This window comes from Bradyrhizobium sp. Crot121 (genome assembly GCF_059512385.1).
Map to the genome: position 1 here is coordinate 1 of NZ_JCAMOR010000046.1, position 17,788 is coordinate 17,788.

The 17,788-nt window shown below is 63.5% G+C and carries 14 protein-coding genes; 5 read left to right on the forward strand and 9 right to left on the reverse strand.

What is annotated here, in order from left to right; genetic code table 11:
- The coding region (locus tag AC5ZGW_RS30295; RefSeq protein ID WP_496114005.1) for a sugar phosphate nucleotidyltransferase at nt 1-400 on the reverse strand (400 nt) is incomplete at its 3' end.
- 436 nt (nt 401-836) lie between these two features.
- Here AC5ZGW_RS30295 and AC5ZGW_RS30300 point away from each other — a divergent pair.
- The 3 genes from AC5ZGW_RS30300 to AC5ZGW_RS30310 all read left to right on the forward strand — a co-directional run bounded on the left by AC5ZGW_RS30300 (nt 837) and on the right by AC5ZGW_RS30310 (nt 4,541).
- Nucleotides 837-1,817 (forward strand): lysylphosphatidylglycerol synthase transmembrane domain-containing protein, encoded by a 981-nt coding sequence (locus AC5ZGW_RS30300; protein WP_130228936.1) that lies wholly within the window; start codon nt 837-839, stop codon nt 1,815-1,817.
- Nucleotides 1,814-2,830, forward strand: coding sequence for an MraY family glycosyltransferase (locus tag AC5ZGW_RS30305; protein ID WP_130228937.1), 1,017 nt, complete (start codon nt 1,814-1,816; stop codon nt 2,828-2,830). The genes AC5ZGW_RS30300 and AC5ZGW_RS30305 overlap by 4 nt, the downstream gene beginning before the upstream one ends.
- Before the next feature lie 178 nt (nt 2,831-3,008).
- Nucleotides 3,009-4,541 (forward strand): class I adenylate-forming enzyme family protein, encoded by a 1,533-nt coding sequence (locus AC5ZGW_RS30310; protein WP_130228938.1) that lies wholly within the window; start codon nt 3,009-3,011, stop codon nt 4,539-4,541.
- A gap of 65 nt (nt 4,542-4,606) precedes the next feature.
- Here AC5ZGW_RS30310 and AC5ZGW_RS30315 read toward each other — a convergent pair whose 3' ends face one another.
- The 7 genes from AC5ZGW_RS30315 to rfaD all read right to left on the reverse strand — a co-directional run bounded on the left by AC5ZGW_RS30315 (nt 4,607) and on the right by rfaD (nt 14,283).
- On the reverse strand, nt 4,607-5,926 hold the full coding sequence (locus AC5ZGW_RS30315; RefSeq protein ID WP_130228939.1) for an MFS transporter: 1,320 nt from the start codon (nt 5,924-5,926) through the stop codon (nt 4,607-4,609).
- A gap of 396 nt (nt 5,927-6,322) precedes the next feature.
- Nucleotides 6,323-7,273, reverse strand: a complete 951-nt coding sequence (locus AC5ZGW_RS30320; RefSeq protein ID WP_130228940.1) for an NAD-dependent epimerase/dehydratase family protein — start codon at nt 7,271-7,273, stop codon at nt 6,323-6,325.
- Entirely contained in the window at nt 7,270-8,490 is a 1,221-nt protein-coding gene (locus tag AC5ZGW_RS30325; protein WP_130228941.1) for a glycosyltransferase family 4 protein, read from the reverse strand. The genes AC5ZGW_RS30320 and AC5ZGW_RS30325 overlap by 4 nt, the downstream gene beginning before the upstream one ends.
- 26 nt (nt 8,491-8,516) lie before the next feature.
- Nucleotides 8,517-10,430: a polysaccharide biosynthesis protein gene (locus AC5ZGW_RS30330; protein ID WP_130228942.1), complete on the reverse strand. Its 1,914-nt coding sequence runs from the start codon at nt 10,428-10,430 to the stop codon at nt 8,517-8,519.
- An 82-nt stretch (nt 10,431-10,512) separates the two neighbouring features.
- On the reverse strand, nt 10,513-11,817 hold the full coding sequence (locus AC5ZGW_RS30335; RefSeq protein ID WP_130228943.1) for an O-antigen ligase family protein: 1,305 nt from the start codon (nt 11,815-11,817) through the stop codon (nt 10,513-10,515).
- On the reverse strand, nt 11,814-13,286 hold the full coding sequence (gene rfaE1, locus AC5ZGW_RS30340) for a D-glycero-beta-D-manno-heptose-7-phosphate kinase (RefSeq protein ID WP_130228944.1): 1,473 nt from the start codon (nt 13,284-13,286) through the stop codon (nt 11,814-11,816). Before rfaE1 ends, AC5ZGW_RS30335 begins: the two co-directional genes overlap by 4 nt.
- Nucleotides 13,287-13,302: 16 nt before the next feature.
- On the reverse strand, nt 13,303-14,283 hold the full coding sequence (gene rfaD, locus AC5ZGW_RS30345; protein ID WP_130228945.1) for an ADP-glyceromanno-heptose 6-epimerase: 981 nt from the start codon (nt 14,281-14,283) through the stop codon (nt 13,303-13,305).
- 154 nt (nt 14,284-14,437) lie between these two features.
- Between rfaD and waaF the strand changes: the two genes are divergently transcribed.
- Nucleotides 14,438-15,499 (forward strand): lipopolysaccharide heptosyltransferase II, encoded by a 1,062-nt coding sequence (gene waaF / locus AC5ZGW_RS30350; protein ID WP_130228946.1) that lies wholly within the window; start codon nt 14,438-14,440, stop codon nt 15,497-15,499.
- Here waaF and AC5ZGW_RS30355 read toward each other — a convergent pair.
- Entirely contained in the window at nt 15,481-16,527 is a 1,047-nt protein-coding gene (locus AC5ZGW_RS30355; protein ID WP_496114006.1) for a glycosyltransferase family 4 protein, read from the reverse strand. The two genes, waaF and AC5ZGW_RS30355, sit on opposite strands and share 19 nt — an antisense overlap.
- 128 nt (nt 16,528-16,655) lie before the next feature.
- On the opposite strand from AC5ZGW_RS30355, the gene galE reads away from it, so the two are divergent.
- A complete protein-coding gene (gene galE, locus AC5ZGW_RS30360) occupies nt 16,656-17,669 on the forward strand; it encodes a UDP-glucose 4-epimerase GalE (RefSeq protein WP_130228947.1) in 1,014 nt (337 codons plus the stop codon).
- The last annotated feature ends 119 nt before the right edge of the window (nt 17,670-17,788 follow it).

Below are 17,788 nucleotides of genomic sequence, written 5' to 3' on the forward strand. Positions count from 1 at the left end.
CAGCCAGCCCCTCGCGACAGGCGGCGACGAAGGCCGCGGTGTCGCCGACCACGTGATCGGCGGCGAGCGCCAGCACGGTCGCGTCCCTGTCGCGCGCTTGTGCAAAGGCGGCGCCGGCCGCGATCGCCGGCCCCGAGTCGCGCCGCGCCGGCTCCAGCAGCACGTCCGCCTCGCGCCCGATGCCGGCCAGTTGCTCCAGCACCATGAAACGATAGGCGTTGTTAGTGATCACGATCGGCCGCTCGAACAGCGCCGGATCCGACACCCTCAGCAGCGTCTCCTGAAAGGTCGAGCGGGTCCCGAACAACGGCAGGAACTGCTTCGGATGGACCTCGCGCGACGCCGGCCACAGCCTCGTGCCCGCCCCGCCGCACATGATCAGTGGAATAATTCGGTCCATCCTAACCTCGAATTCTGTAATGATCCGGCTGCCCGACAATAGTTAACGTCCTCATCGTCCCTCCGGAACCGATGTCCCTATCCCCTTCACATTGTCGACATCGGCGAATGCCCGGGGTCACGGACGCGACCAGCAGTAGATGACAGCTCTTGGCGGGCGGGTTTTCCACCCGCAAGCGCTACCACACCGGTTAGTCCCTTCAGATGAGTTTTTGTGGGCAGCGTAAACCTTTATGAGCATGCAAGCCAAATATCCGGGCAACCCGGCAGTCCCCGTTCAGGCCCTCTTTAGCCGCCGGTTGGAGGCTGCCGCAAGAGCGATCGAACGGCTATTGCAAGATCGGTCCTAAACCCATACCAAGGCCACCAAATTCGGCGCACGGCGCCGATTTGCGCCGTTTTTGACGTCTTTCTCGAACCTGGCAAGCGCTGACGAGATGCGCCGGATACTGCTTTCGACCATCAAGATATTGATCTCGGCTGCGTTGCTTTACCTCTCGCTCCGCAAGGTCAACCTGTATGATCTCGCTGCGCGCATCCGCGTCGAAAGCCTGGGCTGGATCGCTCTCGCGATCGCGGTGACCTTCCTGCAGATCTTCCTCGGCGTATTGCGATGGCGCGAGATCAGCGTCGAATGCGGCGCGCCGCTCGAAACCCGGCAGGCGATGCGCTTCAACGTGATCGGGACCTTCTTCAATCAGACCTTGCCATCGTCGATCGGCGGCGATGCGGTGCGGCTGTGGCTGGTCGCACGCTCCGGCGCCGGCTGGCGCGCGGCGACCTATTCGATCTTCGTCGACCGCGCCATCGGCCTGATCGCACTCGCCGTGCTCATCGTAGCGAGCCTGCCGTGGAGCTATCGGTTGATCAACGATCCGCAGGGACGGTCGGCGCTGCTCCTGATCGATTTCGCGGCGCTTGCGGCCGGCGGCAGCTTTCTCCTGCTCGGCGCATTGAACTGGCCGTGGCTGAAGCGCTGGTGGGGAACGCACCACATCCACGCCTGCGCCGTCATCGCAAACAAGGTGCTGTTCAGTTGGGATCGCGGGCCGAAGGTCGCGGTGCTCTCCCTGCTCGTTCACGTCCTGGCCGTCGTTATCGTCTGGTGCGTGGCGCAGTCCATTTCCGCGCCGCTGCTGTTCAGCCAGATCTTTCAACTGGTGCCGCCGGTGATGTTGATCACCATGCTGCCGATTTCGATTGCCGGCTGGGGTGTGCGCGAGGCGAGCATGGGTCTCGCCTTCGGCTACGCCGGGCTGGCGGCCAACGAGGGCGTCAACGTTTCGTTGCTGTTCGGCGCCGTGTCCTTCATCGTCGGCGCATTCGGCGGGCTGGTGTGGATTCTTAGCGCGGAAAAGAAAGCACAAGGGGACAAGCCGATCGATGTCCCCGCACAATCGCTCTCGCCAATCGAATGACCAACGCTGATATCGCGCTTTCGGTCGTCGCCGCGGCGCTTGCTGCGTTATTGTCGGCGCTCCTCGTTTGGCTGCTGCGGCCGATGCTGTTGCGCGTGGCGCTCGCCAAGCCGAATGCGCGCTCATCTCATCGAATCCCGACGCCGCAGGGCGCGGGGATCGCCGTGATCGTGGCGACGCTGGTCGCCGCAGGCACGCTCGTCGCATTGAGCGGCAACGGCACGCTGCAAGTCCCCCTTGCGGTCTTCGCTGCGACGTTGTTCATCGCCGCTGTCGGCTTTGCCGATGACGTCAAGCCCGTGCCCGTGCTGCCGCGCCTGTTGCTGCAGGGATTGGCGGTGGCTGTGGTCGTGTTCGCCGCGCCCGCCGATCTTAGGATCGTACCGACCGTCCCGTTCTGGATCGAGCGCGGCTTGCTGCTGATCGCGGGGCTATGGTTCGTGAACCTCGTCAACTTCATGGACGGGCTCGACCTGATGACGGCGGCCGAAGCGGTGCCGATCACGGCGGCAGTCGCACTGCTTGGCTTTTGGGCGCAGGTTCCGCCTTCGACAGCGCTGGTGGCGGCGGCGCTCTGCGGCGCGCTGCTCGGCTTCTCTCCCTTCAATCGCCCTGTGGCAAAGATCTTCCTCGGCGACGTCGGCAGCCTGCCAATCGGGCTTCTGCTCGGCTGGTGCCTGCTCCAGCTCGCCTATCACCAGCAGGTCGCCGCGGCGTTGCTGCTGCCGCTCTATTACCTGGCTGATGCCACGATCACGCTGCTGCGCCGGCTGATCAACGGAGAGCCATTCTGGGCGGCTCACCGCTCGCACTTTTACCAGCGCGCGACGGACAATGGATTTTCCGTGTCGCGCATCGTCGGCGAAGTCTTCGCGCTCAATGTCGCGCTCGCGCTGCTCGCGATGTTGTCGATCCAATTGGATTCGGCCGCGGCGAGCCTCGTTCTGCTGCTCGTTGGCGCGAGTGCGGTGGCGTGGCAGCTCTATAGATTTTCGCACAGACGGGGACGATAGAGCGTCTTCGATCGAAGCGGACACCGATTCACGGGAAGAAAACGCGTCAATCAACGATCTTTCGAAGTCGCCAAAGCGCGTTTCTTACGGATGCAACCATTTCTCTCAATGTGAAATCACGGAGTAACGCTGTCCAGCCAGCATAAAATACAGCCTACTCATCTCGTAGACGGTCTCCATGTCGCTCACGCCGACCGAAGCGTTGATGCATCAGGCGCGTGTGCGCCCCGAGAGCACGGCCTTTGTTTTTAACGAAGACGTATGGACCTACAGCCGGCTGGAGGCCGAAGCCGAGTCTGTCGCACAAGGTCTCGCCGCGAACGGCGTCAAACCAGGCGACCGCGTCGCGCTTCACATGATGAATTGCCCCGAAATTCTGGTCGGCTACTACGCGTGTTACAGACTGGGCGCGACTAAGGCGCCACTACGAACCGCCTTCAAATTTGCCGAGCTCGCGCCGCTACTGCAGCGATTGCAGCCTGCGCTCTATATCGGTCAAGCCGCGCTCTATCAGAATGTTGCCCCGATCGACGATGCGATCCTTCCGCGGACGAGCCGTATTCTGGTGGATGGAGACGCCAATGCGCTCGGCCTGCGGCCATGGAATGACCTGAAACAGGCAGCGCATGTGCATTTCCCGAAGCCCCCTTCCGACGAGCCTGCTGTACTGATCAATACATCCGGCACCACCAGTGGCTATCCCAAATTCGTCGCACATACGCCGGGCACGCTGGCGGCAGCGACGGATCTCGTTTGCAAGCATGGTAGCTTACTGGCGGAGGATGTCGTCATATTGTCGATGATCATGACGCATGCCAGCGGCGTCTTTCGCTCACTGGCTCTTGTCCGACTCGGCACCCCCTTCATCATGCTGGAGAGCTTTGATGCTGATGTCGTGCTCGACAATGTCGAACGCTATCGCGGCACCTGTCTGCTCGGCTTTCCTGCCCAATACGCGGCGCTGATCGAGGCCCAGCTCGCCAGGCCGCGAGACCTGTCTTCGCTGCGGTTCTGCACCACTGGTGCGGACGCCTGTCCAATCGAGATTCAGGAAAAGGCTGCATCGGTTCTTGGAGCGCCTCTCTACAACCTTTGGAATGCGACGGAAGCGGTCGGAACCTTCACGTTCGGACTGGCATCAGGACCCGTTGTCCGGATCGTCGAGGGGGCGGAGATTCGGCTGGTCGACAATCATGGGGCGGATGTCCTCCACGGCGAGATTGGTGAGCTCCTGATCCGCGGTCCTAACGTCTTCACGAGGTATTGGGACGATCCGATCGCAACCGCGCAAAGCCTCAAGGACGGTTGGTATCACAGTGGCGACTTGATGCGGCGCGGCGAAGGCAATGAGCTTTGGTTCGTGTCGCGAAAAAAGGACATCATCATCCGCGGCGGAACCAACATTTCGCCGATCGAAATTGAGGAAGCCCTGATTGCCTGTCATCCCGCGGTCGTAGCAGCGGTTGTAGTCGGCAAGCCCGATACGGTGCTAGGTCAGCGCATATTTGGCTTCGTGAAACTGGTGGCCGGCACGAGCGAAACCGTCGTTGCGGAGATCCTGCAAAACGTCGCGACGCGGCTTGCGCCCTACAAGGTCCCGGAAGCCTTAAGGGTACTCGAAACATTTCCACGCAACGCCCTGAGCAAGGTCGACCGCACAAGGTTGCAGGCGATGGCTTTCGAAGACAATAGCGGCCAATCAGCAAGTTAATCTATGGGAGAACCGCAGCCGCTCGTTGCCGGGAGATCCCGATTCCTTACCGATTGCCGTCGCTTTCATCGCGGCAAAGCTTCCAGTTGCACTGATGATTTTTGTTTTTGGCCGCGGACCAGTCGCGCTGAACCTATGAGGAAGGCGGCGGCGCAGGCAAGAAGGACGGCATGCGCGTGCGCCAAAGGATCGACGCGGAGCGCCAACGCAATGAGCGGCGGCGTGACTCCGCCGAATACAGCATAGGGGACATTGTATGAGAGCGCGACACCGGTATATCGCACGGCGGGAGGGAAGCTTTCCACGAGCATCGGCGGGATGCCTGCGAGAACGCCGGCGGACGTGCCGGCCAGCGCATAAAGCGGGAACAGCCTTTCGGGATGTTCCGGCAGCAACGCAAAGAACAGATAGACCGAGGCTGCCAAAACGGGTGTGCACACGACCAGAAAAAGGCTGGCGCCCAACATGTCGGCCAGCATGCCGCAGCAGATGCAGCTCACTGCGAGGCAGGCGGTCGCGAGGCTGACGGCTTCGTACGCCCGATCGGCATCGATGCCGTAGCTGGTTTGGATCAGCGTCGGCACCATGACAAACATGACGACGATCGTCACTGCGATGAGTGAAGCCAGCGCGGAGGAGGCAAGGACGCCGCGACCATAGCTTCGAAGCACGATCTTCAACGGCAGTTCGGCGGCAAGTTCACCCTTGTTTTGCAGGGCGCGAAAGATCGGAGTTTCCGTCAACGAGCGACGCACATAGACTGCCAGCAGCGCAATGATGCCGCCAGCCACGAATGGAAGTCGCCAGCCGAAGGCCAGGACCTCTGCCGGTTTGTACAGCCGGTTCACGATGACGCCAGCCAACGCTCCCAGTAGATTGCCGATCGCAAGCGCACTGCTCAACATGCTGCAGGCGAAGCCGATGCGAGGCGCAGCCACTTGTTCGGCCACGAAGGTCCAGGCTCCCGGCAGTTCGCCGCCCAATGCAGCGCCCTGCAATATCCTCAGCATCAACAGAAGGACCGGCGCGGCGCTGCCGATGTTCGCGTAAGTCGGCGCAAAGGCAATTCCAAAGGTGGCAATGGCCATCAGCGATATGCTGAAAACAAAGGTCCGCTTCCTGCCGAGCAGGTCGCCATAATGTGCCAGAATGACCGCTCCGAGCGGATGTGCCAAATTGCCGGCGGCAAAAATGCCGAAGGTCTGCGCGACTGCTATCCATTCGGGCATCTCGGGCGGAAAGAAAAGCTGCCCCAGGACCCTTGCGAAAAGGGCGAAGACGATGAAGTCGTAATTCTCTAGAACACCGCCAAGTGCGGCAAGCAGCAATGCACGATATTTGCCTTGTTCGGATTCCAGCGGCTCTGACGTATCCAGCAAGGCCATCCTCCTGTATCCGATCGAACATCGTTCTGACGTCCTACGCGACCCCCGATCGGATTGCGTGCGATGCCGGCTGTTGACCCTCGGTGACTGAAGAGCAGTACGGTCACGTCAGTTACCGCCGTATGTCGACTGACGGGAATCACGTTACGGCTGTAGTTGCGCAGCGGGCCACTCTTGATGATCTGGCTGGCCTTTTTTGAGCAACCCATGGGCGATGGCCAACGACGAACATCATGGAGGTAGGCGGAGCGCCGCCCGTTCAATATTCGTCCGTCAGCAGCAAGCGAACGGTTGCCAAAGAGCTATAGGAGCGCACGCGCCTTGCGTACGCGCCTGTGAGCTTTTTCCGGGCCCGTGAAATATCGCCATCGGGGCGAGAAGGTGCTCAACGGTCGGTTAATCGATCAGGTGGTCGAAACCCCGCAAGGCGCGCTTCAAGCCCTCGTTGAGGCCGATGAGCGGCCGCCAGCCGGTAGACGCGACCTTGGACAGGTCGAGTTCGAGCGAGCCGAACAGGCTCTCATTGGCCTCGTTGCGGCCGGTGATGCTGAACAACGAACTCAACACTAGCCGCGGCATGGAAAACAGGCGCGCCGGTTTGCCTGCTGCGGCCGCGAGGAGCTCGATGAATTCGGGCGTCGACACCTGCTCGTCATCCGCGACAAGGAAAATGTTGAACTGGCCGTCCGGATGAGAAAGCCGATGCAGCACGAATGATGTCAGATTCTCCACCGAGACGAACGCACGACGGTTGCGCACGTTCGCAAACGGGAGCGGGACGCCGAGACCGATCGCCTTTTCGAGCAACGCGAGATTACCTTTGGCGCCGAACCCGTAGATCAATGGTGGCCGAATGATCGTGACCTTCATCTGGCTCCCCTGCGCCAAATGCCTCAATCCTGCTTCGGCCGCCGCTTTCGACATTCCATAGAGGCCGCGCGGGGTCAGGACGTCGTTCTCGCTGAATGGCGCGCGGCCGTCAGTGCTTCGGCCGTGCACCAGCACGGTGCTGACGAAGATGAAGTGGCGGACACCGGCGTCGGCCGCGCAACGGGCCAGATGCAACGTGCCTTCAAGATTGACGATGCGATAAAGCTCGACGGTGTGTTCCTCCCGCCTGTGATGCACGCGCGCCGCCAAATGCACGACCGCATCGACGCCCTCGAGCGCGGCCCGCCAGTCCGTGACGGGGCCGATCGAATCGATCGGCACCTCGTCGGCGCCGCCTGTCGGCTTGCGGACGGCGCGTCGCACCACCCAACCGTTGCGCGCCAGCACCGGCGACATATGCCGGCCGACGAACCCGCTCGCTCCCGTCACCAACACCACGGGCTGGTCTTTAGTCACGACCGTAACTCCCGACACCGCTCTTCCGATCCAATCAGTCTCTGAATGAGGGCTGCATATCCTGTCAAGGCACGCTCGGGACTATAGCTCCTCGCCACCGCGACGGCCCGCTCCGGCAGCGTCGGATCGGGAGTTCGCGATGCTGCACGAATCGCCTCGGCCAGTTGCGCCGGCATGCCCGGCGTCACAACCCGCCCGAGATCGTGCTCCGTTACCGTCAGCGCGGCTTCGGCATCCGGCTCGGATATGAGGATGACGGGCCGCCCCACCGCAAGCAGATTGTAGAACCGGCTCGGCACCGAGACACCGGCAACGTCCTTTCGATAAGGAATGAGCCAGAGGTCCGCCGCCGACAGGAAATCCTGCAGATCTTCATCCGCAACGCGGTCCACCAGCGTGATATTGGCGAGCTTCGCCTCGGACTGCATCGATCTCAGTTTGTCGAAACCCATCCCCCAGCCCGAGAGCAGGAAATGAATGCCGGGATCATCCTTCAGCCGGCGCGCCGCCTCGAACACGATCACAGGATCGTGGGTGAAGCCGAGATTACCGGAAAGGCCGACGACAAAACGGCCACCAAGCCCGCGACGGAAGGCATTGTCGGCCGCAACCGGACGAACCGCGGGGTCGATGGTGGTCCAGTTCGGAATGAATTCGATCTTGTCCCGCGTCATGCCGCGATAGCTGAGCAGCAATTTCTCACTGTCGCGGCCGATGATGACGACGGTGGTCAACGCGCGGAACATCAGCCCGTTCATGGCCCGCATCGCTCTGGTGACGATCGAGCCCGGCTTCAACAGGCCGCTCAGGACGAGCACCTCCGGAAACAGATCGTGCATGATCAGGATCGACCGGGCGCGCTTCAATCTGGCCGCGGCGGCGACGGCGTAAGGCAGCACAAAAGGAGCCGTCACCGTCAGCGCGACGTCGCCGCGCTCAAGCCGCCTGAGAACGGCGAAGAAGGTACGCGCGGTGAACAGCAGCTCGGCGGCGGCGCGCTTGAGGAGCGCGGCCTTGCCAGGCATCCAGTTCTTGATCTCCTCGACCACCGGCCGATCGGCTGCCAATTTCGACGCCGAGCCCGGCCATCCCGACAGCACCAGGACGTCCACCTCCTTCGCAAGGCGGTTCGCTATCGCAGCCATGATCGCGGCGGTCGTGCTCCGGTCCGGCGGATAGTGCTGACTGACGACGACGACTTTTCCGGGCTTCTGCATCGGTGGTCTCGCGGATCAGGAGCGGATCACGCGGCGTTCGATCCGAATTCAGGCACGGCATCCTTCAGCACGCCGCGGATCGTGGTGCGATCGTCTCTGGCGATCGCCTCTTCCAGCGCAGCCAGCCATTTGCGCAAGGTCGCCATCGGCGGCTCGTTCGGCCTGGCTGCCATGATTCCGGCAATCCCGATCTCGACTGTCGGCTCCTCACTCGCGAACAGGATCTCGTTCAGCCTCTCCCCCGGCCGCATCCCGCTGAAGACGATATCGACGTCGATGCCGGGCTGCAGGCCGGACAGACGTATCATCCGCTCGGCCAGCTCGACGATCTTGACCGGCTGGCCCATTTCGAGAACGTAGACCGAGACGTCGGGTCGCGCCAGCGTCAGCGCATGCGTGGCCGCAGTCAGCACGAGATCGCAGGCTTCGCGGATGGTCATGAAATAACGCACCATGTCGGGATGCGTGACCGTGACCGGGCCACCCGCCTCGATCTGCGCCTTGAATTTGGGCACCACCGAGCCGTTCGACGCCAGCACATTGCCGAACCGGACCGAGATCAGGCGCATATGCGGCTTGTCGCCGAACTGCGCCGCAAGATCGTGATCGAGCGCCTGGCAGTACATTTCGGCAAAGCGCTTGGTCAGGCCCAGCATCGAGACCGGCTCGATTGCCTTGTCGGTGGAGATCATCACCATCGCCTTGGCGCCGGCTTCGCGTGCGGCGTCCGCAACGTTCACCGATCCGAAGATGTTGGTCTTGACGCCCTCGCTCCAGTCGCGCTCGAGAATCGGCACGTGTTTCAGCGCCGCGGCATGGAACACGATGTCGGGCTTGAATTCACGCATCAGCCGCAGGATGCGCTCGCGATCGCGAATGTCGGCGATGCGGCCTTCCACCGCCGCCTGGGCCCCGCGCGCCGCGAGCGCCTCGGTGACCGCATAGAGCGCCGGCTCCGAATGCTCGATCACCAGCAGGCGGGCGGCACCGAACGTCGCGACGCGATCGCAGATTTCGGCGCCGATCGAACCGCCGCCGCCGGTGACGATGACGCTCTTGCCGTTCACCAGCCCCTCCAGGCGGGCATAGTCGATCGTCGCGGTCGGACGCAGCAGCAGGTCTTCGACCGCGACATTGGTCAGCCGCGGCGCATCGCCGCCCTCCAGCGACGGCAGGCGGCTGACCATCAGGCCCAGCCGCTTTGCCCGCATCAGCACCGATTCCGGATGCGCGTCGGGCTCGAACGCCGACGACGTCATCACCAGCCGCTTGATCGGCTTCTCGCGGCTTTGGAACTCGCGGATCACGGTTTCGACATCGTCGACGCTGCCAAGCACCGGGATGTTACGGATCTGCTGGCCGAGATCGGAATTCGACGGCGACAGTACGCCGACCGGCCAGATCCGCTTGATGGCGCCGTTCTCGATCCCGCGCAGCACGATCTCGGCATCCGCTGCACGCCCGACCAGAAGCGTCGGCGCAGCATCCTCGGTGCGGGCATGGTGGCGTGTGCGCGAGTAGCGGAAATAGCGGTAGCCGAAGCGGAGCGCGCCCAGCGAGAATACCTGGAGGAAGAAATAGAGGACGATGGTGATGCGGCCGAAAAACACGGTTCCGTGGAAGCTCGGCGCGATGAAGAAGAAGACGTAGTCGAGCACGACCAGTGCCAGCGTCAGGACTGCCGAGGCCCGCAGGATGTTGAGGGCGTCCGGCAGCGAGATGAAACGCCATTTCGAGGTCGTGAGATTGAAAACGTAGCAGATGATCACGCTGAAGACGACGAACCAGGGCAGGATGCGCAGCAACAGCGGCAGCCGATCCGTGAGCAGATCGCCCTCGAAGCGCAGATAGAATGCGGCCAGGAGCGCGAATGCGGTCGCGACCGCGTCATGCATCACGATCAGGAAGTTGCGTGCCGTGAGTTGAGAGAAGCGCATCATGTGACGGATGGGCCAAGGACCAACAGGTTTGCAACAGCGTTCTGGGCTGCTGATAGCCCATATGCAGCGCGCAGGCCAGAGATCATGGCGTGACCGAGCTCGGCGGTTTTACGGCCGCGCCGTCCGATTTCGCCTTCAGCACCATACCGCCGGCGACGCCGACGCCGAGCACGTACATCCAACCCTCGTGGAAATCGAAGATGTGCGAGTTGAACAACGAGGTAAAGATATTCTGCACGACCACCAGGAGCCCGATCCAGTTGACCAGCCCCTCGCCCCGAAACAGTCTGAGATGCCAAAACCAGATGGCATAGAGAATGACGACGCCAACAATGCCCCACTGCACGGCAACATTCAATGTCTGGTTGTGCGGATTGCCGACCACATCGCTGGTCGCCTTGAGCTCCTCGGCGGTCCCCCCGGTCGCGACCTGCGCGAACAGCCCGCGGGTGGAGCCGGTACCATGGCCGATCAAAGGCGCATCGGCGATGAAGCCCAGCGATTTGCGCCAGTATTCGAGCCGGAGCCCAATCGAGGTCGCCCGGTTCTGCTCCTTGTATTCCCGATAGTCCTTGCTGAAGCTCGCTGCTGTCCCGCGCAGTTGCGGCGAGGCCTGCCAGGCGACCGCCGCCAATACTGCCACCGCTCCAACTATCATCAGGATGTTGCGCCATTTTAGATGCAGGAACGCGAACACCGCAAACATCACGGGCACCGTCACCAGTGCCGTCCGCGAGACGATCACAAAGGCCATGTTGACGAAAAAGCTCAACGCAATCGCAACCAGCAGGCCGGCCAGCGCGAATTTTTTCGCGCGCAGCAGGGTGACGATGGGATAGGCCAGCGCCACCGCGCAGAGCGTGAACTCCTGGCTCTGGTCGATATAGTTCTTCACGAAGACGCCGCGCTCGGCATCGATTGGCGGTTTCAACGACAGGCTGGGCTGCAGGACCACCAGCCAGGACATCACCACCAGGAGCGTGCAGGAGATCAGGAACGCGGTGAACACCCACGTGCCGCGGGTCGAGCGCTCGAAATGGTAGAGCAGGAACGGCAGCACCAAGAGCTTGGCCGTCGGGCTCACCGCATAAGTGCGCGCACCCCAGGGCGCGTCCGACCACAGCATGCCGACCACCGCGAGCACGAACAGTGCGATCGGCAGCGCGACGATCGGCTGCTTCAGCGATTGCAGGAACGACTTCAGATCCAGCGTCGGTGCGACCACGACCACGAACACTGCGCCGAAGATGCCGACCAGCGAGGTCGACCAGGGCAGCGACAGCGCGAGCAGCACGGCGACGATGTCGGCCGCTTTGGTCCAGGCGGCCGGGTTGCGCCAGGCCGGCAGCGCCGCGCTTGCGGGAGAAAAGCCCGCCGCCGTGCTCACGCCTTGCCTCCGCGGGCACGGGCGACCAGCGAGGTCGTGCTGAAGCCGGGCAGGATGTCGACCAGCAGCACCTCGCCGCCGTTGGCTTCGACGATCTCATGGCCGACCACCTGCGCGCGGGTATAGTCGCCGCCCTTGACCAGCACGCTCGGCTTTATCGCCGTGATCAGGTTGATCGGCGTGTCTTCCTCGAAAATGGCGACGAGATCGACCGCCTCCAGCGCCGCCAGCACTTCGGCACGTGCGCGCTCGTCCTGCACCGGGCGCCCCTGCCCTTTCAGCCGCCGGACGGAGGCGTCGCTGTTGAGGCCGACGATCAGTCGATCACAAGCGCCGCGCGCCGCCGTCAACACCTTGACGTGGCCAGGATGCAGGATGTCGAAACAGCCATTGGTGAAACCGACGCGCAGGCCCTGCCGGCGCCATTCGCTGAGCTGGGCGCCGAGATCGCCGCCGGCCGCGACGATCTTCTCTTCCGCCGCAAGCGAGGCATGCGGCAGGATCTTGCGCCTGAGCTCGGCCGGCGTGGCCGTCGCGGTTCCGGTCTTGCCGACGGCGACCGCGGCCGCCGCACTTGCCACCCGCAACGCGGTCTCCCAATCGGCGTTGGCGGCGAGCGACAGCGCGAGTGCAGCCGCAACCGTGTCGCCGGCGCCGGAGACGTCGCGAACCTTCACCGGCAGCGCCGGCACGTGGACAGTTTCGCCGTCACGCACCACCAGAGTCATGCCGCGCTCGCCCTGCGTCACCAGCATCGCCTCGCAATCGGCGAGCCGCATCGCGTCCTCCGCCGCTTCGGCGATCGCACCGGGCGTATCGGCGCGGCTCCGCGTCGCCTCAGCGAATTCCTTGCGGTTGGGGGTGAGCAGCGTCGCGCCGCGGTAGATCGCGAGATTGAGGCTCTTAGGATCGACGATCACGCGCTTGCCAAGCTTGCGCGCGGCATCGATGGTGTTGCGGATCACGCGCGCGGTCAGCACGCCCTTGGCATAATCAGACAGCAGCACGATGTCGGCGCGGGCGAGCTCGGGGAGTATCGTATCGATCAGTTGCTGCTCGATCTCGCCTGTCGCCGGCTGCGCCTGCTCCCAGTCGGCGCGCAGCATGTGGGTGGAAAAATGCTCGGAGACGAAGCGCACCTTCCGCGTCGTCGGGCGCGCGCTGTCGCGCACCAGCCGGCTTTCGATCCCGCTCTCGGCCGCCAGTGCTGTCTTCAGTCTCGCGCCCGTCTCATCCTCGCCGATGAGGCCAACAAAAATGCAGCGGCCGCCGAGCGACGCGATGTTGCGCGCGACATTGCCGGCGCCGCCGACATTGGTCTCGCTGCGCTGGACCGCGATCACCGGCGCCGGCGCCTCGGGCGAAATCCGCGACACCTCGCCATAGACGAACTCGTCCAGCATCAGGTCACCGATGCAGAGCACGGTCTGACGGGAAAGCGCCTGCGACAGGGTTTCGAAATCGAGCATCTGTTTCCTTGGCCCGTCAGCGGTAGCGGTCGGGACGATCGAGGAAGCCGTTCACGTAGGCATCGACGGCGTCCTCGAGCCGCGTGAAACCGCCGTTATAGCCCGCACGCTGCAAGCGATCGATATCGGCCTGCGTGAAATATTGATAGCTGCCCCTGATCTGTTCGGGCATGTCGACATACTCGATGTTCGGCTTTAGCCCGAGCGCGGCATAAGCCGACAGCATCAGGTCGCGGAAACTGCGCGCAGTGCCGGTTCCGACATTGAACAATCCGCTGACCGAAGGCGTGGCGAGCAGCCACATCATCACCCGCACGGTATCGTCGACATAGATGAAGTCGCGCCGCTGGTCGCCATCGGCGATACCATCGCGATGCGACTTGAACAATTGCACCGTGCGGCCCGCCTTGATGTCGTCGAAGCGCCGCGCCAGCACGCTCATCATGGTGCCTTTGTGGTATTCGTTCGGCCCGAACACGTTGAAGAATTTCAGGCCCGCCCATTGCGGCGGCAATTTCTCGCCGCGCGCGGCGCGCTCGGCCACAGTGAGATCGAACAGATGCTTGCTCCAGCCGTAGAGATTCATCGGCCGCAGTTTCTTCAGTGCCTCGACCGTCTGCTCGTCGCGAAATCCCGCTTCACCGTCGCCATAGGTCGCGGCCGAGGACGCATAGATCAGCGGCGTCGCATTCGCCGTGCACCAGTCGAGCAGCCGCAGCGAGAGGCGGAAATTGGTCTCGATCACGAGATCGCCATCGGTTGCCGTGGTCTCGGAGATCGCGCCGAGATGGATCACCGCATCGAGCCGCCGGCCCAACAGCCACGCCGAAAGCTCCGAGGGCGGCAGAAAATCAGCAAGCTGGCGTTTTGCCAAATTGCGCCACTTGCCGTCATGGCCAAGCACGTCGCACACGACGACGTCCGCGCGGCCGGCGTCATTCAACGCGGCCACGACATTCGACCCGATAAAACCGGCCCCGCCGGTCACCAGCAACATGCCGATCCCTGCCCTGATTTGTGCGGCGCCAGCTTTGCCCCAGTCCGGCGGCGCAGGCAACTTGCGCGGTGGATGAAATGCGGCTGACTTTACCTCCGGATGGAGAGCGGCTACCGACGGGGCCGCAAAAGTGCCGGGTTCCCGTACAGAAGATATGAATATTGATTCAATAGAAGGCATTGAGGTCGAGGACGCCGGCGATACCCGCCCGATCCTGATCATCCCCTATATGTGGATCGGCGATTTCGTCCGCGGCCATACCGTCGTGCGGGTGCTGAAACAGCGCTGGCCGAATCGTCCGGTCGACATGCTCACAACCTCGCTCTGCGCGCCTCTGGTCGACTACATGCCGGGTGTCCGCGGCAAGGTGGTCTGGGATTTGCCGCGCGGCCGCCTGGCCGTGGCAAAGCAGTTCGGCCTGGCAGGGGAACTTCGCGCCCGCGGCTATCACACCGCCCTGGTCATGCTCCGCACCTGGAAATCGGCGATCGCGCCGACGCTGGCCGGCATCCCGGAGCGGGTCGGCTTTTGCGGCGAGGCGAGGTTCGGCCTCATCAACCACATGCGCTGGGGCGAGAAGAAGCTGGATCGCATGGTCGACCAGATGTCGGCGCTCGCTTTGCCCGTGGGCGCGAAATTCCCACCCGAATGGCCGGTGCCGCAGCTGCGGGTTCCCACGGAGGAAACCGCGCGCTGGCGGCAAGCCAACGGTCTGGCCCGCGGCCCCGCGATCGCGCTGGCGCCCGGCTCGGTCGGCTCGGGCAAACGCTGGACTTATTACGGCGAGGCGGCACGGCTGCTGGCCGCGCGCGGTTTCGACGTCTGGGTGGTCGGAGGCCCCGGCGAGAAGGCGCTAGCCACGGAGATCGTCGCCGCCGGCGGCGCCGGTGTCCGCGACCTGACCGGCACCGACTTGCGCAACGGTATCCTGGCGATGGCCGCGGCGAGCGTCGCGATTTCGAACGATTCCGGCCTGATGCATGTCGCAGCCGCGCTCGGCACCCCGACCATGGGCATTTTCGGCCCGACCAGCCCCTATCACTGGGCGCCGCTCAACGGCCTCGCCGCAACCGTGGTGACCAAGACGCACGTGCCGTGTCAGCCTTGCCATCGCCCGGTCTGCACCATGAACGATCACCGCTGCATGCGCGATATTCCGGCCTCTGACGTGGCCGATATCGCCGAGCGCGTGCTGGCTCAGGCGAGCACGCGATAGACCGCGGCGATCCCGTTCGCCTCGGCGTCGAGACTGAATTTTTCCACCACGCGGGCCCGCGCCCGCTCACCCATCGCAGCCGCAGCCGCCGGATCGCGCATCAACGGCTCGAGCGCCGTACAGAGCGCATCGACATCACCCGGCGGCACCAGCACGCCGGTGATGCCATCCTCGACCACGAATTCGGCCGCGCCCGCGCGCGCCGCCACCAGCGCCGCGCCTGATGACATCGCTTCGATCAGCGTCAACCCAAAGCCCTCGTTGCGCGAGGTGAAAGCGTAGATGGTCAATCGCTGATACCAGCGCTCGACCTCCTCGATCGGGACTTCGCCTGATATCCTGATCCGCGACGTCAACCCCGCCGCCTCGATCCGCTGCTTCAGCCCGTTCGCAAACCCCTGCTGCTCCGGCACCACGGCGCCGACCAGCACCGCGGAAAAATCCGGATAGCGCGGCAACAGCCGGCACATCGCCTCGACAAAGACGTCGCTGCCCTTCTGCGCGCGCACGCGGCCGAAGCAGCCAATCGCATAGCGCCCGGGCAGGCCGCTCTCGGCGAACGCCGCGGCGCGGTCGGCCGGCGGCGCGTAACGTTCGGTGTCGACGCCATGCATCACCACCGTCGCCTCGCGCTTGAGAAAGGACGCAGACAACGCGCTCGTCGCGATCACCGCATCCATCTGCCGGATCAGCCAGCGCGTCAGCCATGTGTGGTGGCGTTGCGCGGCGGACGTGAACACGAGTTTCAACGGCCAGCCGAGCGCGCGCAGCAGCACGCCCACGATCATCTCGTCATTGCGCCGCGCGTGCCAGATCAGCGGCGCAGGACGGCGCCATAATTTCAGAAGGTCAGCGAAGCCCATGCGCGCGATGCCCTCAGGCGCATGCGAGCCGAGCCATGCGGCGCGGAACATCTTCGCAAGCTTCGGTGCGACCATCCGGTTGGTCGCAGTCACGCCCGAATAGCGCCTGTGCAGATTCGGCACGATCAGTTGCAGCTCAGCGGCCGGATTGTTCTCGATCGGCACGTAAGTCCCCCTTTGCAGGAGTTCGTATACGCAACATTAAGCATAGGGGCCAGTTCTGAGGCCACGAAACCCCCTCTTCATCGCGCCCCCGCTAACATCCCGGGAAAATAGCGGGGAGAGGTGAAGTCATGACCGTGCTCGTCACCGGCGGCGCCGGCTATATCGGAAGTCACATGGTGCGCGCGCTGGTCGATGCCGGCGAAAGCGTCGTGGTGGTCGACAACCTCTCGACCGGCTTCTCCGCGCTCCTGCCCGAAGGCGTGCCGCTGTTCATCGGTGATGCCGGCGACGAAAATCTCGTCGAGGGCGTGATCGCCCAGCACGGCGTCGAGAGCATCATCCATTTCGCCGGCTCGGTGGTAGTTCCGGAATCAATGCGCGATCCGCTCGGCTACTACCGCAACAACACGATGACCACACAGAGCCTGTTGAACGCCGCGGTCAAGTCCGGCGTCAGCCGCTTCATCTTCTCGTCCACCGCCGCCGTCTATGGCAATCCTGAAGAGGTGCCGGTGCCGGAAACCGCGCCGACGCGGCCGCTGTCGCCCTACGGCATGTCGAAGCTGATGACGGAGATCATGCTGCATGATGTGGCCACCGCCTATGGCATGAGCTATGTCGTGCTGCGCTATTTCAACGTCGCCGGCGCCGACCCGCTGGGCCGCATCGGGCTCTCCACCATCGGCGCGACGCATCTGCTCAAGATCGCGGTCGAGGCCGCCACCGGCCAGCGCGCCAAGGTCGACGTGTTCGGCAGCGACTATCCGACGCCGGACGGTACTTGCATCCGCGACTTCATCCATGTCACCGATCTCGTCGAGGCGCATCACGCCGCGCTGTCTTATTTGCGTGCTGGCGGAGGTTCGGTCACGCTGAATTGCGGCTATGGCCGCGGCTATTCGGTATTGGAGACGATCGAGGCGGTGCGCCGCGTCTCCATGCGCAATTTCGCCGTGTCGGTTGCGCCGCGCCGTCCCGGCGACATCATGACCATGGTCGCCGACACCAGCCGCATCCGCACGCTCCTGGACTGGACGCCGAAATACGACGATCTCGAGACCATCGCGGCGCATGCGCTGGCCTGGGAGCAAAAGCTGTTCCTGGAGCGCGGCGGCCCGCTCCAGCAGGCGGAATCGGCCTGAAAATCAAGCCGTTATTTGGCCTGAATATGGCTTGAAAAACATCTGTTTCGCAGGCAAGGAGTCGTTCGCCTGACGCTGACGCGCGCCCGCTTCCGAACAATGCGGCGTCAAGGGAACGC